Here is a 26706-nt window from a genome sequence, read left to right as displayed (position 1 = left end):
TCGGTACTTGGAGTGTGCCAGACCCTCTTCAAGAAGCTATTTATACATTTGACGGAAACTGCGAGCCTATGGGCGGCGGTGGCGTTGCTTGTTCAGAAGAACATCCATACGCAGCAGGTACCTACGCAGGTATAGGTTCATCAGTTGATTCTGATTTCAAAACCGCCGTTGATATCGACGTGGCTATGGGAGAAGATTTTACTTTGGAAGCCATTGAGGTTCCTTTCTTAACCTTTGCACCAGAAGACGCACCAACAACTGCAAACGTAGTTTATTATGAAGATGCTGGCGGATTACCAGGCGCTATGATTGGGAGCGAGACAGTTGTTCCAACTATATTGAGTTCAGCTCCTTGGATAAACCCAATTGCATTTGAATTTATGACTAGTTTACCTATAACCCCTTTCACTTTTGAAGGTGATGCAGCTAGCGATACTACCTATTGGGTAGAAGTTAGTATGGGTACAGCAACCAGCCAAGCTACGGTTTTTTGGGAAGGTACTTTAGATACACCTGTAGAAGGTGAGCCAGCGGCTCAGTTTGATGGTACTCTCGGTACTTGGAGTGTGCCAGACCCTCTTCAAGAAGCTATTTATACATTTGACGGGACTTGTACTCCAGTTGGAGGTGGTGGTCCGGGACCACTTACTACAGTATATGGTGTAAATAACGCTAACCAAGACCTCATAGGTTTTGGAACTGCAACTCCAGGCGATACTGAAGTTTTTGGAACATCGCTGGTAACAGCAAATTTTGAAAATGCCGGAGCTATTGATCCAGCAAATCCAACAACAGGATATGTATTGGACAATGCAGGAGATTTCTATTCTTTTGATGTAACAACTGGAATATATACTTCATTAGGAAATATTCCTGGTGATTGGGTAGGTATGGAATATGACCTTGCTACTGGTGATCTTTACGCTATAGCAGGTACAGACTTATATACAATTGATCCAGCAGGTATGTCTGCTACATTGGTAGGTTCTTTAGGACTTGCTACTGGAGCGCTTCCAGTAGCCTTAGCAATAGATGATGCCGGAGTTGGTTATACATATGATATTGTAGATGACAGTCTATATAGTATAGATTTAGCGACAGGAGCTTCCACGTTGGTTGGTCCTATTGGTTTTGATGCTAACTTTGGTCAGGGTATGGCGTATGATCCAACAACTAATATGGTTTATATGGCAGCCTTTAATGGAGCTGCTTTTGCAGCTGAATGGCGCTCTGTCGATACAGCTACAGGAAGCACTACTTTAATTGGAACTATCGTTACAGATGATCCTGATCCACAAGTAGCTTGGGTATCAGTTGGAGAAACATTACCTCCTCCAGCCTGTCCTGAACCACTAAACCTTGCGGTTACAGTTGTAGGGCCAACTTCTGCTGATCTTTCTTGGGATGAAGAACCCAATGCAAGCAGTGGCTATATTTGGTATGTATTTGATCAAGGTGCAAACCCAGCGACAGATACACCTGTAGAAACAGGAACAACTCCAAGTGGCACAACTACGGCAACGGCAACAGCCTTGAGCGGTGGTTTAAGTTATGACTTCTATGTAGTTGCAGATTGTAGTGGAGATGGATTGAGTAACTTTGCGGGACCAATTACTTTTGCAACTCCACCTGCGTGTGGCGGTAAGTTTTATGACAATGGTGGTCCAGACGGAGATTATGCAAACGATTCAGATGATACAGTTACTATTAACCCTGAAAATTCGGGTGAGCTTGTAACAGTAACTTTTACTTCGTTTGACGTGGAAGAAACTTGGGATGCATTATATGTTTATGATGGACCTGATACTACTTTTCCATTAATTGATAGTGGAAACCCTGCAACCAATAGTGGTTTCCCAGCTGGTGGATATTATGGGACAACACCTCCTGGACCTTTTACATCTAGCGATGCTAGTGGTGCTCTTACATTTGTTTTCTTGAGTGACGGCTCTGTACCACGTGCAGGATGGGAAGCTGATGTAGTTTGTGCTATACCGCCACCACCAAATGATATGATCGCCAATTCTATTGATGTTGACGAAATAGGATTCCCTTATACAGATCCTGCCGTACAGATGCAAGTAGCAACTACGGAAGACGGTAATCCTACTGGATGTAACATTGATGGTGCTAACGGTGTTTGGTATAACTTTGTACCTAATGGAGATGGAGACGTTACAGCAAGCATTACATCTCCTTCAGGAGCTAGTGTGGTAACATTCTTTGAAGCATCAGATGAAAATGCTTCAGAAACAGATCTTACATTGGTAAACCAAGGAACAAATCAATGTTTGCCAGGTACATCTACAACTATCAATACAACTGCAGGACAAGCCTATTACGTGTTTGTTGTAAACACAGGAGGTCCTACAGATATAACTATCGATGGAACAAACTTAGGAACTGAAGATAACGCTGTTGAAGGGTTCTCTTACTATCCAAACCCAGCAGATGGTTCGCTTACATTAAGAGCGATTGATACTATTGAAAATGTTGCCATTTACAGTATTTTAGGTCAAAAAGTAATGGACCAAACTATTGGAAATGTAACTGCCGAATTTGATATTTCTGCTTTGAGCACAGGAACGTACATAATGAAAGTTTCTGTAAATGGAGAAATAGGAACTTATAAAGTGATTAAAAGGTAACACCTTTTTCCTTTAAGTTTTTAAAAGCCATCCCGGCTACGGGATGGCTTTTTTTTGTTATAAAACTATACAGTACTAGTAATATAATGCCTTTGTGGTATAAACTCTTAGCTCTAGGTTATACTTGAATAAACTATTAAAAACAGTTTATTTTCATTACATTTAAGCCAATATTAACTAAATTCTAATTTTAATTATGAAAAAAATTACTTTATTATTCTTTGCCTTCTGTAGCTTAGTTGCTACAATGGAGGCACAGTTTATTCAACCTAACTCTTCCATACAAGGATCAAGGAGTGTTGGGGTTGAAAGTGAAAAACAATCAACTGCACCAATTGAGGAGTTATTGGCAAGACTTCACAGCTCTGAAAATCAAGCTGGACTGGATCAACAACAATTTAATTCAGCTGAAAAACAGGTTTTGAGTGCTTATCTTAGAGCGCAAAACACTAATAATAGAGGGCTACAAGCAACTCTTCTTGAAGAAGGGTTTGATGATATTACTACGTTGCCAGGGGCTGGCTTTACTTTTGTAAATGCAAGTGATAGTCCTGGGTCAACAGATTGGTTCCAAGGAAACGATTTGGTTTTTCCATCACATACAGGTGGGCCTACGGCCTACATTGGAGCTAATTTTAACAGTACAGCAGGTTCTGTTATAAACAACTTTATGATAACTCCTGTATTGAATTTGGAAAATGGAGATGAAATTACTTTTTGGACAAGAACAACTGATGTTGGACCAGATTTATTTGCAGACCGATTAGAAGTTAGAATTAGCCCGGATGGTGCTAATGTGGATCCATCTGGCCCTTCTGATGTTGGTTCTTATACCGAATTGTTACTTGAGATAAATCCAGCCTTAGGGGATGATTACCCTCATGGTTGGACTGAATTTACAGCAACCGTATCAGGACTTACTGGAGCAGTAGATACAAGAGTTGCTTTTAGGTATTGGGTTACAGATGCAGGTCCTGTCGGCAGTAATTCAGATTATATAGGTATCGATACATTATCCATTGAAGAGGGCACCGGTGGCGGTGGCGGTGGTATTTCTACAGTTTACGCTAAAGATGGAACAGCAATATGTACTGGAGGTGATTTTGGATCATTCCCTTTAGATGGTCCTTATAACCTAAATACAGTTATTAATGACCCTACTGCTACCTTTGCTGGAGATTTTGACGGTTCAGGTACATTATATACAATGGATAACGATAATTTAACGTTATTAACTATTGATCCAGCTACAGGTATTTCAACAACAGTGGGACCACTTACAAATATTGTAACAGGTCATGGTACAAGAGGGTTAGCTTGGAATGAAGCCAATAGTACTATGTACTTACTTAGTGGTTTAGGTGATGATGTCACATTATATACTGTAGACTTATCAAGCGGAACCTTAACCGAAATAGGTACTACTACCATAACTGGATTTGTAGGAATATGGTTGGCTATTGATAACGATGGCAATGCTTTCATGGCAGACATAGGGTTAGATAATTTATATGCTATGGATCTTGCTACAGGAACAGCAACTGAAATAGGACCGCTTGGAATCGATATAAGCTTCGCGCAAGATGCTGATTTTGATCCTGAAACGGGTATCTTATATATGGGAGCATATATTGGAGGTGGTGTAAATCAATGGGCATCTATAGATACTGCAACTGGAGCGGCTACTGGCTTAGGTCCTGTAAATGCAGATTGTGCTGAGTTGACAATTGTTGCTATTGAAGGAGCTGGAACACCTCCACCACCACCAAATTGTACTAGTACAGCGTATGACTCTACAGCAGTACCATTGGATATTGATGGAGTAGATACTTCAACAGCAGACTGTGCTAACGCACCAAATGAAATTCCAATCACCGTAACAGATATAGGAACTATTGGTGACGGAGCAACATTGGAAAATATAACTATTGATATTACCCATACTTTTTCTGGAGACCTTGATATTTCATTGATTTCTCCTGCAGGTACCGAATTAGTACTGGCACAAGATTTAGGTGGTGGAACAGATGATGCCTACAATGGAACTATGTTTGAAGACGGCGGAGCTGACATTTCAGGAGCAACTGCTCCATTTGGTGTTGGTCCTTATATGGCTGTAGGGGGTACATTTGCAGATACCTTTGATGGCGAAAGCATTTCAGGTAACTGGATACTAAAGGTTTGTGATGATGCGGGCGGAGATACTGGTCAAGTATTACAGTTCTCTATGTCTATTTGTGTGCCACCAACCAACGATGAATGTGAAAATGCATACGCACTTTCTTGTGGTGATACATTTACAGGAGAAACAGCAAGCGATACTGATTCAGGAGGTAACGCTGCACCAGATGAATTTTTCTCTTATACCGGAAGCGGAGATACTGAATTGGTAACTATTTCTCTTTGTGGAGGTGGTACTGATTATGATTCAGCTGTTCGAGTATATGATTCTTGTGATCTTACAAACGAAATCGCATTTAACGATGATTCTTGTGGCTTACAATCTGAAGTTACATTTGTTTCTGATGGTTCTACTACCTATTTGATAATGGTAGAAGGTTTTAGTTCAAATTCAGGTAACTTTGAATTAGATGTAACCTGTGAAGAGCCTTTAGAAAATGATTTCTGTGAAGGTGCTTTACCAATTGCGTGTGGTGAAACTATTACTGGTTCTACAGATGGAGCTACACCAGATACTGGTGCTCCAGAATGTAGTGGAGTTTCTATCACTGCTCCAGGTGTTTGGTATACATTTACAGATGATTCTGGATTGATTACAGATTACACCGTATCACTTTGTGATTCAGATTATGACACTAAATTATCTGTATATTCAGGAGACTGTGGAACATTAGTCTGTGAAGCAGGTAATGATGACTCTTGTGGCTCAGACGGGTTGAAATCTGAAGCTTCATTCCAAGGTGATGGTAATACTACCTATTATATATTAGTACACGGATTTGGAGGAGCTACTGGAAACTATTCATTAAATGTGAATTGTCTTCCTGTGCCACCACCAAACGATATGATTGCTAACTCAATCGATGTTGACGAAATAGGAATTCCTTATACAGATCCTGCTGTACCAATGCCTGCAGCTACAACTGAAGGAGGAAACCCTACTGGATGTAACATTGATGGTGCCAACGGTGTTTGGTATAACTTTGTGGCTAATGAAGATGGAGAAGCTACTGCGAGTATTACATCTCCTGCAGGAGCAAGTGTAGTGACATTCTTTGAAGCTCCAGATGAAAATGCTTCAGAAACAGATCTTACTTTGGTAAACCAAGGAACCAACCAATGTTTGCCTGGAACATCAACAACTATCAATACCAGTGCAGGACAAGCCTATTATGTGTTTGTAGTAAACACTGGCGGTACAACAGATATTACAATTGATGGAATAGGATTAGGAACTGAAGATAACGCTATTGAAGGGTTCTCTTACTATCCAAACCCAACAGATGATACTATTTCTTTGAGCGCAATGGATAATATTGAAAATGTAGCCATTTACAGTATTTTAGGTCAAAAAGTAATGGACCAAACTATTGGAAATGTATCTACAGAGTTGAATATTTCTGCTTTAAGTACAGGAACATATATAATGAAAGTTTCTGTAAATGGAGAAATAGGAACTTATAAAGTGATTAAAAGGTAACAACCTTTTTCTTTAAGTTTAAAAGCCATCCCGGTATACGGGATGGCTTTTTAATTGATTGTTAGTATTATAGCTTTAAGTCCCAATTTGCTTACAGACTTTTTAAATAAAGTGACTATTTTAAACTGAAAGGTTATAAAGTTTTATTGATTGTTTGTTTTTAAATAGTGAAATTCATAAACAATACTTTTATTTTATGTTTTATTTTTATTACTTTTAATCTATTAATAACAAATACTCAGTAATATTATGAAAAAAATTACACTATTATTAGTTTTTTTTATTGGTTCTGTTGGACTAATAAATGCGCAAAGTTCTTTAACAGGAACTAACACTGGAGACCAAAACCCAGTGACCGTTGAAAGTTTGTTAACCAAACTTCAAAATATAGGTACTGTTAATGGTAGCCTAAATGATTATTTTACTAAGCAAGAGCAACGTATGTTAAACGTGCACTTCAACGGAGTTGAAAATATAGCTCCAGTTGTAATTACGCAAAGTGACAGCCAGACAATTACAGCTGGTGAAGAGATAGCATGTGCTTCTGCTACCAGTTTTAGAGATAATAATCTTTTTAGAGCTTTTGATCTTGCGGGGGATTTTGGCATTACAGATGGGTTAGAGGTAAATGCAGTTGAATTTGCTATAGGTACTATTTCAACACCTACTAGTTTCCCGATTACAGCAAATATTTATTCTGCGGATCCTGGGGCTTTTCCAGGTGGAACATTAACGCTTGAAGGTACAGCTGTTTATGATGCTACAAATGCAGATGCAGCAACAATAGTTAATTTACCTCTGTCAGCGACCATACCTGCTGGTCAAGCAATGGTAATGGAGTTAGTATTGGTAGATGATGGTACTGACACTCATAATATGCGGTTTGGTTGTAATAGTGAAGGAGAAACTGGACCAAGTTATATTCAAGCGCCTGATTGTGGAGCAGCTACACCTTCTCCTTTTTCTGATTTAGGATTAACTCAAGGCTTAGTGTGGAACGTTCTTGGTGATGATGAGCCAGGTGGCGGTGGAGGTGATGACCTTATATATGGTATAAGTAATGGTAGCCAAGAGCTTCTTAGTTTTGAAACTGGAGATCCAGGAACCACGCAAGTAGTTGGTACATCACCAATTACCGTTAATTTTGAAAATGCAGGTGCTATTGACCCAGCAAACCCAACAACAGGATATGTGGTTGACAATGGTGGTGAGTTTTATTCTTTTGATGTGGGAACTGGTACATATACATCACTTGGTAACATTCCAGGCGATTGGGTAGCTATGGAGTTTGATAATGATGGAACATTATATGGAATAGCTGGTCCTGACCTTTACGTTATCGATCCATCTGGTCCTTCAGCAACAGTTGTGGGCTCTTTAGGATTGGCTACAGGCGATCTTGCTATCGGATTAGCGATAGACGGAGATGGACAAGGCTATTTATACGAACTGCTTAACGATTTACTGTATTCAGTAGATTTGTCAACAGGTACTGCAACTAGTATAGGCCCAATTGGCTTTGATGCTAACTTCGGACAAGGTATGTGTTATGACGAAGTAACCGATACGGTTTACATGTCTGCATTTAATAGTGCTACTTTTGAAGGTGAATGGAGGTCAGTAGATCTTGCTACAGGTAATACAACTTTTATAGGTAATATTAACTCTGCCTCTGCTAGTACACAAGTGGCTTGGTCATCTGTAAATAGAACTATTTTAAGTGTTTCTAATAATGTTTTAGAAGACTTTTCTTATTATCCAACTCCAGCAGATGATGTAATTACATTGAAAGCTAAGAGTAATATTGGGAATGTAGTTATTTACAGTAGTTTAGGTCAAAAAGTAATTGATCAAAACATTGGAAGTGCATCTACAGAGTTGAATATTTCTGCTTTAAGTACAGGAACATACATAATGAAAGTTTCTGTAAATGGAGAAATAGGAACTTATAAAGTGATTAAAAGGTAACAATCTTTTTCTTTAAGCTTTAAAAGCCATCCCGGTATACGGGATGGCTTTTTTATTCGTTACATTTGTGTAATGAATTTCAGCTTTTCATTTATAATCCCTGTTTACAACCGTCCAGAAGAAGTTAAAGAGCTTTTGGAGAGCTTCACATTACTTGATTATAACAAAACATTTGAAATTGTAATAGTAGAAGATGGGTCTTCACTTTCTAGCGAAACTGTTGTAAATCAACATTCAGAAAAATTAAACATTTCATATTATTATAAGAAAAATTCTGGACCTGGTTTGTCCCGTAATTTTGGAATGGAGAAAGCCACAGGTGACTATTTTATAATATTAGATTCAGATTGTTTACTTCCTCCTCATTATTTATCTACTGTAGACAGTTTTCTTGAGAAGAATTATTACGATTGTTATGGAGGTGCAGATACTGCTCACGAAAGTTTTACCAACTTACAAAAGGCGATTAACTATGTAATGACTTCTTTTTTTACTACTGGAGGAATACGTGGAAATAAAAAAAGCGTAACTAATTTTGAGCCCCGAAGTTTTAATATGGGTATCTCGAAGAGAGCTTTCACAAAAACTGGGGGATTTGGAAAAATACATCCAGGAGAAGATCCTGATCTTTCACAGCGGATTGCTCAAAACGGTTTTAAAACAACATTTCTTCCTAACGCTTACGTTTTTCATAAACGACGTATATCTTGGCAAAAATTCTATATACAAGTAAAAAAGTTTGGTTTGGTACGTCCAATTCTTAACAAATGGCATCCAAAAGCTTCAAAAATTACATTTTGGTTTCCACTATTTTTTGTCTTTTTTGTATTAATATCCCTAGCCCTATCTTTAATAGTTAGTTGGATAATGTTAATACCTCTTTTGTTATATATTTTATTGATCTTTGTTGATTCAAGCATAAAAAATAAAAGTATTTTTATTGGCTTATTATCTGTTGTAGCTTTATTTATTCAGTTTTTTGGCTACGGAATCGCTTTTTTAAAATCTACTTTTTATATTGGTTTGCTGAAAAGAGATCCCCAAAAACAATTCCCTACATTGTTCTTTAATTAAACTACTTATTTAAATGACTCCAAAACCTAATCGAAAATATAATACTGGTAAGATTAAAAAATTTTTAGTCTTTCTTTTTTTGGCAATTTTATTTTGGGTACTTACAAAATTTTCAAGGGAATATACTGCAACAGTTGATGCTTCAATACTTTATAAAAGCATCCCTAATGAAACGTTATTGGCAGAAAATAATCCTGAAGAGCTTTCTTTTGATCTTACTACAAATGGATTTGAATTTTTTTATTATAAAATAAAACAACCCGTAATTACAATAAACATTTCAGATTATTACACAAAAGGAAATAAAACAATAGCTATCACCGACGTTCAATTAACAAGTCTAATTTCAAACCAGTTGGATAAAAATCTTTCGGTAAAAAACCTATCTTTAAATGAGTTAAAAGTAAACCTAGAGCTTTTAGTTTCAAAGAAGGTTCCTGTTTTTTCAAAAGCGGAGCTTAGTTATAGAAAAGGGTATATGAGTTTGGATGCCTTAAATATAAAACCAGATTCAGTGCAAGTATCAGGTCCTTCAGAAATTATTAAAAAAATTGATTCAATTGCTACAAAGTCAAAAAGCTTTACTGGGATTGATGAGGATTTTAAAGAAACTGTAGATTTAGCATTACCAGACGCTCCTTCACTTTCCGTATCGCCAAAAGAAGCAGAACTTTCAATAAAGGTTCAAGAGTTTACTCAAAAGCAAATAACTCTACCCATTGAAGTTGTCAATCTACCACAAGGGACCATTATTAAATTAATCCCTGAGGTTACCAAAATAAGCTTTAATGTACCTGTGAAAAATTTCAATAAAGTTTCAGAAAATGATTTCCACTTGTTTTGTGATTTCTCAAAAAGGAATAACTCAGAAAACTTTATGCTCACTAAATTTTCAAAAAAACCGATAGACATTCGAGATGTTGAAATTAAAGATGAAAAAATTGATTATTTAATTTTTAAACAAGATTCAGAAGAATGAAAGCAGTAGGATTAACAGGAGGAATTGGTAGTGGGAAAACTACTGTTGCAAATATGTTCAATGAGTTGGGTGTACCTATTTATATTGCAGACATTGAAGCTAAAAAGCTCACAAATACTTCAGAAGAAATTAAAACGGAACTTATTGAAATATTAGGTGATAAGGCGTATAACGAGCAAGGCTTAAACCGAAAGTTTGTAGCGAGTCAAATTTTTAATGATGAAGAATTACTAGAAAGGGTAAACCAAACAATACATCCTCGCGTGGCAGAACATTTTAAAAAATGGATGAGTAAACAAACGGGCGCTTATTGCATTAAAGAAGCAGCAATATTATTTGAAAATGAAAGCTATAAAAATTGTGATTACACCATTTTGATTACTGCCCCTAAGCAGGTTAGAATAACTCGTGTTTTGAAGAGAGACGATACTAATGAAGAGGAAATAAAATCGCGAATGGATAACCAATGGCCCGATGAAAAAAAGAAAGAGTTAGCAGACTTTATTATTGAAAATGAGCAACTTTCAGCTACTCGCAAACAAGTGCAAAAAATACACGAATACCTTATAGAAACAGTACGGTAACCGCCATAAAACATCTTTTGTTAACATTTGGTTAAATGAAAACTGTGCTAAATGTTAAAATCTTATTTTTGGGCTATGAATAAAAAGCTATTCGCTTTACTTATAGCCCTAATGAGTCTGTCGCTGCTAGGGATAATGTTTGTGCAGGGATATTGGATTTCGAATTCATATCAGACTAAGGAAGAACAGTTTACCTTTAATGTACAGCAAACCCTTTTTTCAGTCACTAAAGAGATAAAAAATAGGGAAATAGAAGACTTTTATAATGTTTACAGTAACTATGTTGACAGTTTAGAAGTACCTGACAATGTAAATTTCAGTGAATTGGTCTATAAGACAAAAAACGATAGGACCAACGAAGTTTTTGTTTATACTGATGGAATTTTGGAAGAAGATTATAAACTATCTTCTAGTTTTCTAGATATGGATTTTGACAGTATTCAGTTTAAAAGGTTGACAAACCGTAAAACTACAACAAGAATAAATCCTGGGATAGATGGCGAAAACCCTTCAGAATCTAACGAAGTTTCTTTTAAAAGACTGAAAGATTTTGAACGGAACCAGTTTGAAAACGCTTATTTTAATATTTCATCTAAAGCTCCATTGCATAAACGAGTAAATGGCTCTGAAATTGAAAATTTAATTACTGAAGAGTTGAATGAAAGGGGAGTAGACTCTAAGTTTGAATATGCAGTTTACAGTAACAATTTAGCAACTAAAGTACGATCTGATAATTTTCAGTTAGATCCTGAAAGTACATATGTAGTGCCCTTGTTTAAGAATGATAAAGAAGAAAATGGGTATCAATTATATGTAAACTTTTCAGAAAAAGAAAAAGTAGTACTCAATTCTATTTTAGGAATGGCAGTACTTTCATTGATTTTTACTGCGGTAATCATTTTGGCTTACGCCAGTGCCTTATCGCAAATATTTAAACAAAGGCAGATTTCGCAAATAAAATCTGACTTTATTAATAATATGACGCACGAGTTTAAAACCCCTATAGCAACGATTAACCTTGCTTTAGACTCTCTTAAAAATCCAAAAGTAAAGGATAATAAAGAGTTTTTACAGCGCTATTTAAAAATGATACGTGATGAAAATCGTCGCATGCATGCTCAAGTGGAAAATGTGCTTCGTATTTCAAAATTAGAAAAGAACGAACTTGATTTACCCAAAGAGCGACTTAAGCTTCATGATATAGTAAACGATGCACTTACCCATGTAGAACTTATTGTGGAAGATAGAGGCGGCTACGTAGCCAGTCACTTGGGAGCTTTAAAATCTTCTGTTTTGGCTAATGAATCCCACTTAACAAATGTGGTGGTTAATATTTTAGACAATGCAATAAAATATTCTGAAGACGCACCCAAAATTGATGTTTACACTGAAAACGTAAAAGATTACATTATTTTAAAGATACGCGATCAGGGAATGGGGATGAGCAAAATAACGCAAAAGAAAATATTTGAAAAATTTTACCGGGAACATACCGGGGATATACATAACGTTAAAGGTCACGGTCTTGGATTGGCTTACGTGAAACGAATACTTGATGATCATGATGCACAAGTATATGTGGAAAGTGAGAAAGGAAAAGGAAGTACCTTCATTATAAAAATACACTTAATATCTTAAATTATGGAAACTGAAAACAAAAAAATCTTATTGGTAGAGGACGATCCGAATTTCGGAACGGTTTTAAAAGACTACCTAGCTATGAATGATTATGAAGTAGTTCATGCCAAAAATGGTATGGAAGGCTTTGAAAAATTCAAAAAAGACGATTTCGATCTTTGCATATTAGATGTAATGATGCCTTATAAGGATGGTTTTACACTTGCAAAAGAAATACGTGAAAAAAACGAAGATATTCCTATCATTTTCTTGACTGCAAAAGCGATGAAGGAAGATGTGTTAAAAGGGTATAAAGTAGGAGCAGATGACTACTTGAACAAGCCATTTGATAGTGAAGTACTATTAATGAAGATAAAGGCAATTATACAACGTAAAGCCACGGATAGCATTGCAGATAGCAAGCAGTTTGAGTTTGAAGTTGGTAACTTCCATTTAAACTCGAAGCTTCGCTTTTTAACCTATAACGATGAAGATCCAACAAAACTTTCTCCTAAGGAAAACGAATTACTTCGCTTGTTGGCATTACATAAAAACGATTTAATGCCACGTGAGTTAGCGTTAACAAAAATATGGAGAGATGATAACTATTTTACCTCTAGGAGTATGGATGTTTACATTGCTAAATTGCGTAAGTATTTAGGTAAGGACGATGGTGTTGAGATTATCAACATTCACGGTGAAGGCTTCCGTTTAGTGGTAAAAGACGAAGTTGATAACTAAATAAAACTAAGATATAAAACTTAAGTGTCTAAAAACGCCCTTCTTTATAGGGCGTTTTTTGATTTTATTGTTTCAATTATTTCTGAAGCACTTACAGTATAATCAAACCAGTTAATAGACTCATTTTTTTTAAACCACGTGTTTTGGCGTTTGGCAAATCTGCGTGTGTTTTTCTTTATTTCTGAAGTAGCTTCATCTAAAGTGCTGTTTCCATCTAAATAATCGAACAGTTCTCTGTAACCAACCGTTTGTAAGGCATTTAATTCTTTATGAGGTACAAGTTTCTTTACTTCTTCTAATAAACCTGCTTCCATCATAATATCTACACGTTTATTTATACGGTCATAAATAATTTTACGATCAGCGGTTAATCCTATATAAACAGTTTTAAAAGGGCGTTCTTTTTTTTCTTGATTTAAAAAAGAGGAATAGGGTTTTCCTGAAGTTCGAATCACTTCTAAAGCACGAATAACACGGTGCGGATTTTGAATGTCTACTTTTTTAAAATACAGAGCATCTTTTTCTTTTAATTCTTTCTGAAGAGCATCTAATCCATTCTTTTCTAGTTCATCATTTAGTTGCTCTCGTATTTTAAGGGGTATTTTTGGAAAATCATCCAATCCCTTGGTAACCGCATCTACATACAAGCCCGAACCGCCAACCATTATAACTACATCCTTTCTAGTGAATAATTTGTCTAATAACTGAAGGGCTTCCGTTTTAAAATCACCTACATTATAGGGTTCAAAAATTGTTTTATTCTGAATAAAATGATGTGTTGCGGCTGTTAATTCTTCAGCAGAAGGTACAGCAGTACCAATGCTCATTTCTTTAAAAAACTGTCGCGAATCGGCCGAAATTATTTCAGTATTAAAAGCATTGGCAAGATCAATGGCTAATTTAGTTTTTCCAATGGCAGTAGGGCCCACGACACAAATAAGAGTTGGTTGATGAAAAGGCATTAACTTTCTTTTGTGTTTTCAACGTGAAGGTCTTCTCCACATTTATGACAAAACTTAGCATCGTCGCGGTGTCTTTGAGCACCACAATTTCTACAAGATTGTGTGTTAACGTGAACATAGTCTCTTTTAGTAGCATATTCGGCGCTCACAATGCCTGTAGGGACGGCGATTATTCCATACCCTAAAATCATAATTACAGTAGCTAAAAACTGCCCTAAAGGTGTAACTGGGGCAATATCGCCAAATCCAACAGTAGTTAAGGTAACAATACACCAATAAACACTTACTGGTATGCTGTTAAAACCACTTTCTTCCCCTTCAATTAAATACATAAGTGTACCAGAAATAACGGCAACAATTAATACGGCAAAAAGAAAAACCAAAATTTTTGGACGACTGTCGTTGAGAGCTTTTTTTAATTTATTAGCTTCACCTATGTAGCGCGTAATTTTAAGTATTCTAAATACCCGCAATAACCGCAAAGCTCTTACGGTAATTAACACATTGCTTCCTACCAATATAAAGGAAAGGTACAGCGGGATAGTCGATAAAAAGTCGATGATACCATAAAAACTGAAAATATAATTAGTTGGTTTTTTTACGGTTAAAATACGGGCAATATACTCAAAAGTGAAGAAGATGGTTATCACCCATTCGCCTATGTATAAAACGTCGTAAACCCTTTCTGGAAGGCCTTTTACGCTCTCTATCATGACAAAAAGAACACTGAGCAAGATTAAGATAAGTAAGATGACATCAAAAAACTTACCCATTGGGGTATCAGCCTCTGCAATAATCTCGTGCAATTTTCGTCGCCAATAACTTCTTTTATTCGTTTTCAATAGAAATAATCTTTAGCCATAAAAATAGCTAAGTTTAATTAATTAATAGCATTGTTCGCTAGATTTACAATTTTCAACTTTTTATTCTTCCGAAGGTAGTTTTGAATAATATGCTGTACATCACGGTTATTTTGCATCGGGTTGATTAGCGTTTTTAGAATCTCCGGATTGGTTATTTGGTAGTTTAAATTGAAAAAGCCAAAACCTTTATAGTGTCCATCTTCAATTAAAACTACCGATCGCTCCTCTACCTCCCGACCACGGTCAATAATGAGCATATGTTGATTTTTATAGCTCTTATCATCTAAAAACTGTTGTACGCGTTCGTTGTATGCTTCTGGCTTTTCCTCGTTTATGCAAGCTCCATTACACTCCTTAATAGTGTATTGAAAACAACTGCCTTTTGTTTTATGCAGACCATTTAGTTTCTGGCAGAGGGTATAATCTTCGGTGATTTTAAACAGTACGGCTTTTGCCTGTTGGTAATTGGTAAACGTGGTGATTGCCTTTTTTCTGCCGTCTGCCTTCTCAATAGCTAGATTGATAAACCCATTTTCATCTTTAAAAGAGGTGAGTTGATTGTTAAACAGTGATTTGCGCTGTGCTCGGTTGTAGATGGGTTTGTTGCGTTTAATCTCTTCGCTTTCCTTTAACTGAGCAATAAGATCACTTCCAGTTTTCTCATAACTGACGCTTGTAACTTCCAGTTGTATGCGTTTCGATTTTCTGTTGTCTGAAGTAAAATGTTGCGTGAGCCTCTTTTTTATGTTTTTACTTTTACCGATATAAATTATTTTCCCATCTTTCTGGTGCATATAATACACGCCGGTTTCAGTGGGAGCTTCGGCAATTAAATCTAATAATTTGGGTTCTAATTGGCGTTTTGGATTTTTACGAACGGCTGCCTCAATAATATTTTTTGAAGTGTCCTTGTTCAGCAACATTTTAAAAAGTGTAACGGTAGCTTTGGCGTCGCCTTGTGCGCGATGTCTATCGGTAAGTGGAATTCCAAGAGATTTTACTAATTTACCCAAGCTGTAGGAAGGAAGATCCGGAATTAATTTTTTAGAAAGTTCTACTGTACACAGGGTGTTTTTTTCATATTTGTATCCTAAACGGTCAAACTCGGTAGTGAGAATTCGGTTGTCAAACTTCGCATTATGAGCCACTAAAATACAGTCTTCCGTAATTTCAATAATACGTTTTGCTACTTCATAAAACTTAGGGGCATTCCTGAGCATTTGGTTATTTATACCAGTCAAATTCACCACAAAAGGCTGTATAGAGCGTTCTGGATTTACCAAACTGCTAAATTGATCTACAATTTCATGCCCATCAAAACGGTAAATTGCTATTTCGGTAATACCCTCTTCATTGTATTTTCCGCCGGTTGTTTCAATATCTAAAATAGCGTACATGTATCTTGTTCTCCTTTTTACTGAATATAAATTATAATGTGGTTGTTAATAATTCCGTTCGCCAAAAATAGCGCTTCCCACGCGAATTAAATTACTTCCTTTTTCCATAGCTATAGCATAATCACCACTCATACCCATGGAAAGTTTTGTGAAGTTATAGGTATCTTTAATACTGTCGTAGATATCTTTTAATTTCTGAAATTCATTGGTAACCTGCGCTTCATCATCGGTAAAGGTAGCCATTCCCATTAAGCCGATTACATTTACATTTTCATAGTTCTGAAACGCTTCTGAAGCCAATAGCTCCAAAGCTTCTTCTTTATCAAGACCAAATTTACTGTCTTCTTCAGCAATTTTAATTTGAAGCAAACAATCTATCACACGTTCTTCTTTTTTAGCCTGCTTATTAACTTCTTTTAACAGACGTTTGCTATCAACGGAGTGAATTAAACTCACGAACGGCGCCATATATTTCACCTTATTACGCTGAACATGGCCAATCATATGCCATTCAATATCTTTAGGCATTTCTTGCCATTTGCTTTCCATTTCTTGCACCTTGTTCTCCCCAAAAATGCGGTGACCAGTGTTATAGGCCTCCATAATTTCTGAAACAGGCTTTGTTTTTGAAACGGCAACCAAAGTTACATCTTCGGGCAATTGCTCTTTAAATGATTTTATTTTTTCTGAAATACTCATAACGTTCTCTTTTCTTCAGTAAAATACAAATAGGAAGTTTTAGTAAAAACTAAAGTTTGTTAAACAATCTAAAACTCGTAAATAGTGACTCCGCTGCGTAATTTGGGTAATACGAAGGTGGTTTTTGGTGGCATTTTTAGCCCTTCATCTGCAATTTTCTTCATTTCAGAAACACGTACTGGTAGTAAGCCAAAACCTACCGTAAACTCGCCTGTGTCTACAACGGTCTGTACATAGGCCATATCGCTTTTACCATCGGTGTATTTTATACGTTGGTCGTTTCGTAAGTCTTCAACGCCTAAAATTGGTTTTAAAATGGTAGTAAACAAAATTTGAGCATCTAACGCATCGAGCGCATTGTTTATAGTGTAGCTGTTTTTCCGAAGATAAAGCGAATAAAACTCTCCATCCAAATACATACTGAAATTCTGCTTTTGAGTGGGTTTATAATATTCTAAACCTCTATTTTCAATTCGGAACATCGCATCTAGCTGAATTAAAAACTCTTCTTTGCTCAGTCCGTTAAGGTCTTTTACCAAGCGGTTAAATTCATAAATTTTTAAATCACTCTCCGGAATTAAATAGCTCATAAAGTAATTGTACGGCTCGTTTCCGGTATGATTGTCATTTGCTTCTTTTAGGTCTTCAGCCAATAAAAAAGAGGATGCACTACGGTGATGACCATCTGCAATGTAAAGGCTTTCCATTTCAGAAAAGACTTCTTTTATTTTTGAAACAGTGGTTTCATCATCTACATTCCATAAATAATGCGTGTCGCGATAGGTAGTTGTGAACTCATACTCAGCACGAGTTTCCATTACGTTGCTTACAATCTCCGAAAGATCTTCATTGTCAGGATGGGTGAGAAGCACAGCTTCAGCATTAAATCCGACTGTCTTTAAGTATTCTTTAAAAACAACTTCTTTATACTGAAGTGTTTCCTCGTGTTTTTTTATCACGTTATTCTTGTAGTCTTCCGTGCTGGCGGCGGCGACGATTCCGTTAAATTCAAGACCATCTCGGTTTACAATTTTATAGATGTAAAAACTAGGTTTCTCATCGTCAATAAATACACCATCTTCTTTAAATTCCTGATAGCGGTTTCTAACCAACGAATAACGTTGTTCACCAGAAATTTCTTTATGATATTTATAACCAGGATTTACAATGTGCAAAAACGAAAACGGATTATCCCGAAGCCGCGACTCCCTTTGTTCTTGGGTATAGCTGTCGTAAGACCGTGCAGCAATTAGACTTACTTTATCACGGGTAGGCCGTACGGCTTTAAAAGGGATTATTTTTGCCATGTTTCTAGTTAAGAACCCTGAGTTTGGTCACTGAGCGGAGTCAAAGTGAGTCGAAGGGCCCGTTTTATATTTCAGTTTTTAAATTAGCTTGAGCTTTTTATTACTTAGTAAACTGTTTTGATACGGTTTCCGCTTTTCTACTTTCGGAATAATCGTAAAAACCTTCTCCGCTTTTCACGCCCATTTTGCCTGCCATCACCATATTTACCAATAATGGGCACGGTGCGTATTTTGGGTTTTTAAATCCGTCGTACATTACGTTCAAAATAGAAAGACAAACGTCCAATCCAATAAAATCAGCTAATTGTAAAGGTCCCATTGGGTGAGCCATTCCCAATTTCATTACGGTGTCTATTTCTTCAACACCTGCTACGCCATTGTAAAGTGTTTCAACAGCTTCGTTAATCATCGGCATTAAAATACGGTTAGCAACAAAACCAGGGTAATCGTTAACTTCTACCGGTACTTTGTTCAGCTTTTTTGAAAGCTCTTCAACTGTGTTGTAGGTTTCAGCACTTGTACTGTAGCCTTTAATGATTTCAACCAACTTCATTATTGGCACAGGGTTCATAAAGTGCATCCCGATTACCATTTCTGGACGTGATGTTACAGCAGCAATTTCAGTAATAGAGATAGAAGAGGTATTACTAGCTAAGATGGTCTCATTAGAACAGAATTTATCAAGATCTTTGAAAATTTTCAATTTTAAATCTAAATTTTCTGTTGCTGCTTCAACTACTAAGTTGGCATATTCAACACCATCTACAAGATTAGTATATGTGGTAATATTAGCAAGCGTACGCTTTTTATCATCTTCACTTATTTTTTCTTTAGCAACCATTCTATCCAAATTTTTAGTGATAGTGGCTATTCCTTTATTTAAAGAATCTTTTGAGACATCAATTAGCTGTACTTTATAATCGTTTTGTGCAAAGGTATGGGCAATTCCGTTTCCCATGGTTCCTGCACCAATTACTGCTATATTTTTCATAGTATTTATAATGTTTTAAAGTTTGAAATTATTTGCATTGCCACTCGCAATGCTTCAGTACCTTGTTCTAAACTAACAACGGGTGTTGTATTGTTATTAATAGAATCGGCAAAAGTTTCCAGTTCGTCTAAAATAGCGTTGTTGCTATCTACTTTCGGGTTGTCAAAATAGATTTGTTTTTTTATTCCTTCTGCATTGGTAAGTATCATTGCAAAGTCGTCTGGAGTTTTTGGTGCATCCTTCATTTTTACCACTTCACATTTCTTCTCAAGAAAATCTACTGAAATGTAGGCATCACGCTGAAAAAACCGTGCTTTTCGCATTTTCTTCATAGAAATTCTGCTTGCAGTAAGATTTGCTACACAGCCGTTTTCAAATTCGATTCGGGCATTGGCAATGTCAGGTGTTTCACTAATAACAGAAACGCCGCTAGCGTGCACTTCCTTCACTTTAGATTGTACCACACTTAAAATAGCATCGATATCGTGAATCATTAAATCTAAAACAACCGAAACATCTGTACCACGCGGATTAAATTCTGCTAAGCGATGCGACTCGATAAACATAGGGTTTTTAATCTTATGGTTTACCGCCATAAACGCAGGATTAAAGCGTTCTACTTGACCAACTTGACCTTTTACCTTGTGAATTTTTGCTAACTCCAACAATGCTTCAGCTTCAGGAACCGTATGGGTAATTGGTTTTTCAATAAACAAATGTTTACCTGCCTCAATTACTTTTTTTGCAGCATCAAAATGATATAAAGTAGGTGTTACTACATCGACCATATCACAGGCTTCAATTAAAGCTTCCATAGAAGGGAAGCTTTTATAGCCAAATTCAGATTCAACTTTTTCTGAAGCTTTTTTATCTTTATCGTAAAAACCTACTAGGTCATATTTAGTAGATTGCTCCAGTAATTTTAAATGAATTTTTCCAAGGTGCCCGGCACCTAACACTCCGGCTTTTAGCATCGGCTTTTGTTTTTCACAAAGGTAACAGTTTTCGGGCGAACATACGAAGCGGGTTGCCTATTTAGGTTTTTTTTGAGAAAAGTTAAAGTTAAGAAATAGCTATTGGAAGTTTTTTCTCCTCCAATTTAATTTTGAACGCTTTAACTATCTTTTTCTTCGGAAGAATTGTTCCGGTTGTTTCTTATGTTTTCTGAACGGTTTGAAATATCAACACGAGTTCTTGAAAGATAGATTCCATCTTCTAATTGGCAGATATACGCTATTAATTTTTCACGTAATGCACAATGCAATTGCCAAGTAGTTTTGGCATCTTTTGCACTACAGAGTGCCCGTATTTTTACAGATTCTTCGGTCATATCGACTACTTCAACCACAGCAGGATTATCTTCATCCCAATCTTCTTCGGCTTCGAGCATTTTTTCAAACTCAGAGCGTATTTTTGAAACATCCACCCGATAGTCTGCATATAGGTAAATAGGACGTATTTGATGCGAACTGGTCATAGACCAATTTTCAAAAACTTCTGAAATAACAAACTTTAAAGGCACGACCAATCGTCTTAAATCCCAAGTTCTAACTACCATATAAGTAAAACCAATCTCTTCTACATGTCCCCAGTCCTCTTCTATAATAACCGTATCGCCAATTCGAACGGGCTTAGTAATGGCAATTTGTAGGCCGGCAATAATGTTTCCTAAGGTATTTTGAGCTGCAATACCTAAAATTACAGTAGCTACCCCAGCTGATGCTAATAATGAAATCCCTACTTTTTCTAAGGCTCTAAATTGCGAAATGATGATATACCCTCCAATAACAACCACTAAAAAGGTAACGATACGGCGAGCAACCGAAATATAGGTAAGCATTTTACGGGCTTCTTCGTTTTCTTCTTCTGAAACATCACCAATTTTATTTTCGGCAATATAGGTCATTAAATAATCTACAAAACTTGTTATAAACCAAGTAATAGAACCAATAATGAGTATAATTAAGCTGGTATAAACAATATTGGCAAACCCTCCAGAAAGTGAAATGAGGTTATCGAGTAGAATGTAAAAAAACAAGGTTCCAAATAAAATACCGGCAGGTCGAGCTAACTTATCGGCGATGGATTTGATCCAAGGGCGTTTAGATTTTCGTAGTATTTTTCTCAATAAATATGTTACGAATTTTCCAAAAAACCATGCAATGAATAATAAAATTACAATTCCGAAAAACTTCCAGACTTGAAATCCTAAAAAATGCACTCGGGACCATTCGGGCATCATTTTGTCTAACCTTCGCGGCCCGTATTCTTCATATAAAGATTCAATGTTTTCCACTGTGTTTGCTGAAATAAGCCAAAGAGCTCCGTATTCTTCAAACCGAATCCTTTGTACACGCATCACAATATCACGTTCGCCTAATTGTACTTCACCGAAAACAACGCTTCTTCTAGGTTTTCCTGCTATAGCTTTATTAGTGGATGTACTGATATCAATTTGTCCGTCGGGACGATCAGAAAGTCCATCCCAATCGATACTCACACGTTGATTTATAACAAAATATAGTTTTTCAGCTAGGATAGCTGCCTCTTCTTTAGTAATGTTTTGCGGTAATAAGTTTAGATTTAGAGCATAAAGGGCTTCTTCATAGTTTCCGCTTCGTGACTTTAGAATAAAATGTTCTAACGTGGCTTGTGGAGTCCTTAAATTGTACTGTTTTGGAGGTAAGCCTACTTGCTCATTAAGTCTATTAACACGGTAATAGGCTTCATTATAATCAGTGTAAGGATTTGAAGAGTAGTAGGCACTATCATTTATTACACGATTTTTACTAGGTAATTTGCTTTCATCTACGGGTTGCACTGAGTCCTGCTCAGATTGCGCATAACCATATGAAATTCCTAAAATAAAGAAACTTAAAAGTAGTGTGAGGAAGGGTAAAAGCTTTTTCATTACCTTAAAAATACTGAAAAAGAACCGCACCTAAAATCATTTAACCTTTTTTAGACTTTTAAAACGCTCTAATAATGTTGGGTGTGAGTAGTGCATAAACACATACGCTGGATGTGGGGTTAAATTGCTTAAACTGTTTTTTGATAATTTTTTTAATGCTGAAATAAGTGGTGGCGTACTAAAGGTGTTTTTAGCATAATTATCTGCTTGGTATTCAAATTTTCGAGAAAGGTAATTCATTAGTAAACCAGTTACTTCTGAAACTGGCGTGTATAAAACGCCAAAAGCAATCAATCCAATGTGAAAAGACGGTTGAGATACATGCAAAGCTTCCGAAAGTAACGGGCTGCCGATAAAAAGAGATAATAACCATAACGTAAAACCTGTAGTTGCTATAGAAGCAACGAGATTAATGATTATATGGTTTTTCTTATAATGACCTACTTCGTGTGCCAAAACAGCTACAATTTCGTCGTCTTCTAGATCATTAATTAAGGTATCATAGAGAGTGATCCGTTTTTCTTTTCCGAAGCCTGAAAAATATGCGTTTGCTTTCGTACTACGTTTAGAACCATCAATTACAAAAATCTTATCTAATGTAAAACCAACCGTATTTGCATACGTTTCAATTTTTGATCGTAAAGTGCCTTCTGCAAGCGGGGTTTGTTTGTTGAACAACGGAACGATTAATCGTGCGTAAAATAAGTTCATGAACAGCGCAAAAACCGTTATAATTGCCCAAGCCCATAACCAAAAATAACTGCCAGTAGAATGATAAAACCAAATAATGGCACTTAGCAAGGCCCCGCCAATAATAGCCATCATAAACCAGCCTTTTAATTTATCTAAAAAGAAGGTTGCTTTGGTGGTTTTATTGAAGCCGAACTTTTCTTCAATTACAAACGTGTTGTAATACCCAAAAGGCGTCATTATAATATCGCTCGCAAATAAAATAATTCCGAAGAAAATTAATGCCACTAAAATTTCATTGTCTGAAATAGAACGGGCAATGCCATCTACGTATGCGAAGCCATCTAAAAAGAAAAACAACAAAGTTCCTATAATGGAAATAAATGCTGTTATAAGGCCGAAACGATATTTCTCTTTTTTGTACGCTTGTGATTTTTTGTATTCGGCTTCATCATAAACATCGTTAATCTCCGAAGGGAGCGCATCGTTAAAGTGCTTTGCGTTTAACGCATCCAGTAGTTGGTCAATGATAAAATTGATAACCAAAATAGCGATAATGATGTAAAATAAAGTTTGTGGGGACATACATTTAAAGTATAAAAAAGGAGGATTATTTATTTAAACTGTCGTTGTCTTTTGGCCTCAAAGATAAGGATTCCAGCAGCTACCGAAACATTCATACTATCAATCTCTCCTTGCATGGGAATGATAATATTTTGTGTGCTGTATTGCAACCACTCTTTAGAAAGCCCCGTGGCCTCAGTACCAACTACAATTGCTGAAGCTTTGGTATAATCCTGTGTATGGTACGTTTCAGAAGCTTGAAGTTCGGCGCAATAGATTGAAATGTTGTTTTCTTTTAAAAATGAAATAATTTCGGTTGTACTTCCTGTCGCAATATTATTAGTAAATACACAGCCCACGCTACTTCTAATGATGTTTGGATTGTATAAATCTGTTTTCATGTCGGCAATTATTACGCCGTCCAAATTGGCCGCATCGGCTGTACGGAGCAATGCTCCAATATTTCCAGGTTTTTCGGTTGCTTCAGCTACTAAAATTAAGGGGTTTTTTGATGTAAGTGTGAAGTTTTCTAACGAGTGTTCTTTTATTTCAGCAATTGCAAGAATACCTTCGGTGGAATTTCGGTAGGCGAGCTTATCATATATCTCAGTTGAAATTTCTACAAAATTTGTCTCGCTCTTACTAAGATCCTTAATTACATACAAATTTTCTTCAGCGATTATTTCAGAAGAAAAAAGTACGGTTTTTAACCTGCAGTCTCCTTTTATAGCCAACGTAATCTCTCGTTGCCCCTCAATAGTGAACAAGCCGTTTTTTTTGCGTTCCCGTGATTTTGACTGGAGCAAAGCAAACTCCTTGATTAGAGGGTTTTGAAGACTTGAAATGTATTTTTCCATAACACAAAGATACGATGTAAATAAGTGAATTGATTTATAAAATTGAAAATTTCATAAAGGTTTCTCAATTTATCTCGACTACTGGAACAGCTTTATTATATTTAATAAAATTAAAACCAATCTAATTATGAAAAAACTACTTTCAATCGCAGCATTACTTCTTTTATTTGTTGCCTGTAAAGAAACAGTAAAAGAAACCAGTGAAGAAGTTCACGGAAAAGAAAATGCTTCTGAACAATCAACAGAAGCCACCATGAATTCTTCTGAAGAAAATATGGCGATGTCCTATCCATCTGAACTTACAAACGTTTTTAAAGCGCACGGCGGAATGGATACTTGGCATAAAATGAACAATCTTTGTTTCGAAATGAACGGTAAGAGTGGGGAAGAAGTCCATACTACATCATTAAAAGACCGTCGTTCAAAAATTGAAAACGATGATTGGTCCATCGGGTATGATGGAAATGATGTATGGTTACACGAAGGTGAAGAGAATGCTTACGAAGGGAACGCTCATTTTTATCATAATTTAATGTTTTACTTTTATGCTATGCCTTTCGTATTAGGCGACGAAGGTATAAATTATGAAATGATGCAGCCTACAGAGTTGGATGGCGAGATGTATAATGCAATTAAAATTTCATATAACGCCGGAATAGGAGATTCGCCAAAAGATGAATATATGCTATATGTAAATCCAGAAACTAATACCATGGAATGGTTAGGGTATACGGTAACTTATATGGACAATAAAAAAAGCGATAAATGGAGTTACATTAAATACGATCAGTGGGAGCAAGTTAATGGTCTTTTGTTGCCTAAAAAGTTGACTTGGTATAACGTGAAAGACGGTAAGCCTACGGACGAGCGTAATGACCTTCGTTTTAATAAAATAATCGTAACTGAAACACAATTGGAGGATTCGGTTTTTGCAAAACCTGAAGGTGCAAATGTGGTAAATAGGTAATTGTAAAATGTACTTAACTAAAAAAATAGCTTTTTAAAGCTACTTTTTTAGTATTTGCACTTTAAAAAGCTTGTCCCAATACTTTCCAGTGATGTATAGAATATCTTTTTCTCCTTTGTAGGCTATACCGTTTAATACATTTAAATCTGGGTGTTGGGTTACTTTTTCTTGCAGTCCGTTGAGGTCAATAACACCTTCAACGGCTCCGTTTTCAGGATTTACAATAGCTATGGAAGATTGCTCCCATACATTGGCATATATTTTACCTTCAACCCATTCCAATTCATTCACTTTTGGGATTCGACTTGTATGCGTATACAATTCAATATAGTCTGTTTCGGCTAAGGTTTCAGGGTTTAATATCCATATTCTTTCAGTGCCATCACTCTTATAAATTTTAGAATCGCTGTGGCATAGTCCCCAGCCTTCTTTACTGTTCTCATATACAAAACTACCAGTACGTTCTAAAGTGTTATCGTCATAAATAAACCCTTTGTTCGCTTGCCATGTAAGTTGGTACACTTTATTGTTCAAGATAGTTAGTCCCTCTCCAAAGTATTGATTGTCTAGTTCTACTTGTTGCAGTACTTCGCCTGTTTTGTAATTGGTTTTTCTCAATGTTGATTCACCACGTTTTCCAGTGCTTTCATATAAGGTATCTCCTTCAAACTCTAAACCCTGCGTAAAAGCGTTCACGTCATGCGGATATGTTTCTAATAATTTATATGTGTATAATTCAGGTTTTTTTGAGGCAAGAAGTGTAAACTCAGCTTCAGAATTATATTGCTCTCCGTCAGCATAGATAGTTGCTTTTAACTGGTCTTTACCTAACTTTTGGTTTTGCAGGGGGATAGTTTGCTTGTTATTATTTTTTGAAACCGCTATTTTTTTATTCCGAAGAGAATAAACAACAGAATCTATTTCGATGCCCTCTTTGTTTTGTATTGAAACCGATAGGTTATCCGATGGTTTATATGCTTTTTGTGTATTCTCTATTTTTAGAGAAAATGGGTTTTTTTCTGTTCCTGGATTATTGCCGCAGGAAGTTATAATCAATGCTAAAAGTATAGCGACGAATAACTTAGGTGATTTCATTATGTGTGTTCTATTTTAATGTAGGGTAAAAGTAAAAAATCATCGTTAAAAACTATTGTTAAATATGTAAAACTACGTATCTTTGCAGCGGCAAGTCCTACACAACCAGCTCCTGTTGAATCCCCCAGGGC

20 protein-coding genes are annotated in these 26706 nt (G+C 36.2%); 9 read left to right on the top strand and 11 right to left on the bottom strand.

Going from position 1 to position 26706, the window contains the following annotated elements:
* The 8 genes from AACZ92_RS13595 to AACZ92_RS13560 form a co-directional block, all read left to right on the top strand.
* The coding region (locus tag AACZ92_RS13595) for a T9SS type A sorting domain-containing protein (RefSeq protein ID WP_339702306.1) at window positions 1–2648 on the top strand (2648 nt) is incomplete at its 5' end.
* A 196-nt stretch (window positions 2649–2844) separates the two neighbouring features.
* A complete protein-coding gene (locus AACZ92_RS13590) occupies window positions 2845–6309 on the top strand; it encodes a choice-of-anchor J domain-containing protein (RefSeq protein WP_339702304.1) in 3465 nt (1154 codons plus the stop codon).
* Between the two features lie 249 nt (window positions 6310–6558).
* Window positions 6559–8277 (top strand): T9SS type A sorting domain-containing protein, encoded by a 1719-nt coding sequence (locus tag AACZ92_RS13585; protein WP_339702302.1) that lies wholly within the window; start codon window positions 6559–6561, stop codon window positions 8275–8277.
* A gap of 72 nt (window positions 8278–8349) precedes the next feature.
* Window positions 8350–9351: a glycosyltransferase gene (locus AACZ92_RS13580; RefSeq protein ID WP_339702300.1), complete on the top strand. Its 1002-nt coding sequence runs from the start codon at window positions 8350–8352 to the stop codon at window positions 9349–9351.
* Window positions 9352–9430: 79 nt separating this feature from the next.
* Window positions 9431–10330, top strand: coding sequence for a YbbR-like domain-containing protein (locus tag AACZ92_RS13575; protein WP_339702298.1), 900 nt, complete (start codon window positions 9431–9433; stop codon window positions 10328–10330).
* Window positions 10327–10914, top strand: coding sequence for a dephospho-CoA kinase (gene coaE / locus AACZ92_RS13570; protein WP_339702296.1), 588 nt, complete (start codon window positions 10327–10329; stop codon window positions 10912–10914). Before AACZ92_RS13575 ends, coaE begins: the two co-directional genes overlap by 4 nt.
* Window positions 10915–10989: 75 nt before the next feature.
* Entirely contained in the window at window positions 10990–12552 is a 1563-nt protein-coding gene (locus AACZ92_RS13565; protein ID WP_339702294.1) for a HAMP domain-containing sensor histidine kinase, read from the top strand.
* A 3-nt stretch (window positions 12553–12555) separates the two neighbouring features.
* Window positions 12556–13272: a response regulator transcription factor gene (locus AACZ92_RS13560; protein WP_117159181.1), complete on the top strand. Its 717-nt coding sequence runs from the start codon at window positions 12556–12558 to the stop codon at window positions 13270–13272.
* Between the two features lie 44 nt (window positions 13273–13316).
* Here AACZ92_RS13560 and miaA read toward each other — a convergent pair whose 3' ends face one another.
* The 10 genes from miaA to AACZ92_RS13510 all read right to left on the bottom strand — a co-directional run bounded on the left by miaA (window position 13317) and on the right by AACZ92_RS13510 (window position 24513).
* The gene (gene miaA / locus AACZ92_RS13555) at window positions 13317–14234 is read right to left on the bottom strand and encodes a tRNA (adenosine(37)-N6)-dimethylallyltransferase MiaA (RefSeq protein ID WP_339702291.1); all 918 of its coding nucleotides are present in this window, start codon (window positions 14232–14234) and stop codon (window positions 13317–13319) included.
* A complete protein-coding gene (locus AACZ92_RS13550; protein ID WP_339702289.1) occupies window positions 14234–15076 on the bottom strand; it encodes an ion transporter in 843 nt (280 codons plus the stop codon). The genes miaA and AACZ92_RS13550 overlap by 1 nt, the downstream gene beginning before the upstream one ends.
* 38 nt (window positions 15077–15114) lie before the next feature.
* Entirely contained in the window at window positions 15115–16494 is a 1380-nt protein-coding gene (locus tag AACZ92_RS13545; RefSeq protein ID WP_339702287.1) for an exonuclease domain-containing protein, read from the bottom strand.
* Window positions 16495–16539: 45 nt separating this feature from the next.
* The gene (locus tag AACZ92_RS13540) at window positions 16540–17193 is read right to left on the bottom strand and encodes a YggS family pyridoxal phosphate-dependent enzyme (RefSeq protein ID WP_339702285.1); all 654 of its coding nucleotides are present in this window, start codon (window positions 17191–17193) and stop codon (window positions 16540–16542) included.
* Between the two features lie 68 nt (window positions 17194–17261).
* Window positions 17262–18500, bottom strand: coding sequence for a DUF1015 domain-containing protein (locus tag AACZ92_RS13535; RefSeq protein WP_339702283.1), 1239 nt, complete (start codon window positions 18498–18500; stop codon window positions 17262–17264).
* 100 nt (window positions 18501–18600) lie between these two features.
* Window positions 18601–19491, bottom strand: coding sequence for a 3-hydroxybutyryl-CoA dehydrogenase (locus tag AACZ92_RS13530; RefSeq protein WP_339702281.1), 891 nt, complete (start codon window positions 19489–19491; stop codon window positions 18601–18603).
* Between the two features lie 5 nt (window positions 19492–19496).
* On the bottom strand, window positions 19497–20465 hold the full coding sequence (locus AACZ92_RS13525; RefSeq protein ID WP_339702279.1) for a Gfo/Idh/MocA family oxidoreductase: 969 nt from the start codon (window positions 20463–20465) through the stop codon (window positions 19497–19499).
* A 140-nt stretch (window positions 20466–20605) separates the two neighbouring features.
* The gene (locus AACZ92_RS13520) at window positions 20606–22402 is read right to left on the bottom strand and encodes a mechanosensitive ion channel domain-containing protein (protein ID WP_339702277.1); all 1797 of its coding nucleotides are present in this window, start codon (window positions 22400–22402) and stop codon (window positions 20606–20608) included.
* A 36-nt stretch (window positions 22403–22438) separates the two neighbouring features.
* On the bottom strand, window positions 22439–23677 hold the full coding sequence (locus AACZ92_RS13515; protein WP_339702275.1) for a M48 family metallopeptidase: 1239 nt from the start codon (window positions 23675–23677) through the stop codon (window positions 22439–22441).
* A gap of 29 nt (window positions 23678–23706) precedes the next feature.
* Window positions 23707–24513, bottom strand: coding sequence for an RNA methyltransferase (locus AACZ92_RS13510; protein WP_339702273.1), 807 nt, complete (start codon window positions 24511–24513; stop codon window positions 23707–23709).
* Between the two features lie 127 nt (window positions 24514–24640).
* Here AACZ92_RS13510 and AACZ92_RS13505 point away from each other — a divergent pair, with 127 nt between their 5' ends.
* Window positions 24641–25480, top strand: a complete 840-nt coding sequence (locus tag AACZ92_RS13505; protein WP_339702271.1) for a DUF6503 family protein — start codon at window positions 24641–24643, stop codon at window positions 25478–25480.
* A 39-nt stretch (window positions 25481–25519) separates the two neighbouring features.
* Here the strand turns inward: AACZ92_RS13505 and AACZ92_RS13500 are convergent, their stop codons facing one another.
* The gene (locus AACZ92_RS13500; RefSeq protein WP_339702269.1) at window positions 25520–26575 is read right to left on the bottom strand and encodes a glutaminyl-peptide cyclotransferase; all 1056 of its coding nucleotides are present in this window, start codon (window positions 26573–26575) and stop codon (window positions 25520–25522) included.
* Window positions 26576–26706 lie beyond the last annotated feature (131 nt).

It is taken from the genome of uncultured Marixanthomonas sp., from assembly GCF_963974425.1.
GTDB lineage: Bacteria > Bacteroidota > Bacteroidia > Flavobacteriales > Flavobacteriaceae > Marixanthomonas.
Note: the sequence above shows the minus strand (reverse complement) of the source record. Positions and strands in the feature narration are given on the sequence as shown.

Coding starts and splice junctions, on each gene's coding strand:
- AACZ92_RS13590 (WP_339702304.1), top strand. CDS start 2,845: ATGAAAAAAATTACTTTATTATTCTTTGCCTTCTGTAGCTTAGTTGCT.
- AACZ92_RS13585 (WP_339702302.1), top strand. CDS start 6,559: ATGAAAAAAATTACACTATTATTAGTTTTTTTTATTGGTTCTGTTGGA.
- AACZ92_RS13580 (WP_339702300.1), top strand. CDS start 8,350: ATGAATTTCAGCTTTTCATTTATAATCCCTGTTTACAACCGTCCAGAA.
- coaE (WP_339702296.1), top strand. CDS start 10,327: ATGAAAGCAGTAGGATTAACAGGAGGAATTGGTAGTGGGAAAACTACT.
- AACZ92_RS13565 (WP_339702294.1), top strand. CDS start 10,990: ATGAATAAAAAGCTATTCGCTTTACTTATAGCCCTAATGAGTCTGTCG.
- AACZ92_RS13560 (WP_117159181.1), top strand. CDS start 12,556: ATGGAAACTGAAAACAAAAAAATCTTATTGGTAGAGGACGATCCGAAT.
- miaA (WP_339702291.1), bottom strand. CDS start 14,234: ATGCCTTTTCATCAACCAACTCTTATTTGTGTCGTGGGCCCTACTGCC.
- AACZ92_RS13545 (WP_339702287.1), bottom strand. CDS start 16,494: ATGTACGCTATTTTAGATATTGAAACAACCGGCGGAAAATACAATGAA.
- AACZ92_RS13540 (WP_339702285.1), bottom strand. CDS start 17,193: ATGAGTATTTCAGAAAAAATAAAATCATTTAAAGAGCAATTGCCCGAA.
- AACZ92_RS13535 (WP_339702283.1), bottom strand. CDS start 18,500: ATGGCAAAAATAATCCCTTTTAAAGCCGTACGGCCTACCCGTGATAAA.
- AACZ92_RS13530 (WP_339702281.1), bottom strand. CDS start 19,491: ATGAAAAATATAGCAGTAATTGGTGCAGGAACCATGGGAAACGGAATT.
- AACZ92_RS13525 (WP_339702279.1), bottom strand. CDS start 20,465: ATGCTAAAAGCCGGAGTGTTAGGTGCCGGGCACCTTGGAAAAATTCAT.
- AACZ92_RS13520 (WP_339702277.1), bottom strand. CDS start 22,402: ATGAAAAAGCTTTTACCCTTCCTCACACTACTTTTAAGTTTCTTTATT.
- AACZ92_RS13515 (WP_339702275.1), bottom strand. CDS start 23,677: ATGTCCCCACAAACTTTATTTTACATCATTATCGCTATTTTGGTTATC.
- AACZ92_RS13510 (WP_339702273.1), bottom strand. CDS start 24,513: ATGGAAAAATACATTTCAAGTCTTCAAAACCCTCTAATCAAGGAGTTT.
- AACZ92_RS13505 (WP_339702271.1), top strand. CDS start 24,641: ATGAAAAAACTACTTTCAATCGCAGCATTACTTCTTTTATTTGTTGCC.
- AACZ92_RS13500 (WP_339702269.1), bottom strand. CDS start 26,575: ATGAAATCACCTAAGTTATTCGTCGCTATACTTTTAGCATTGATTATA.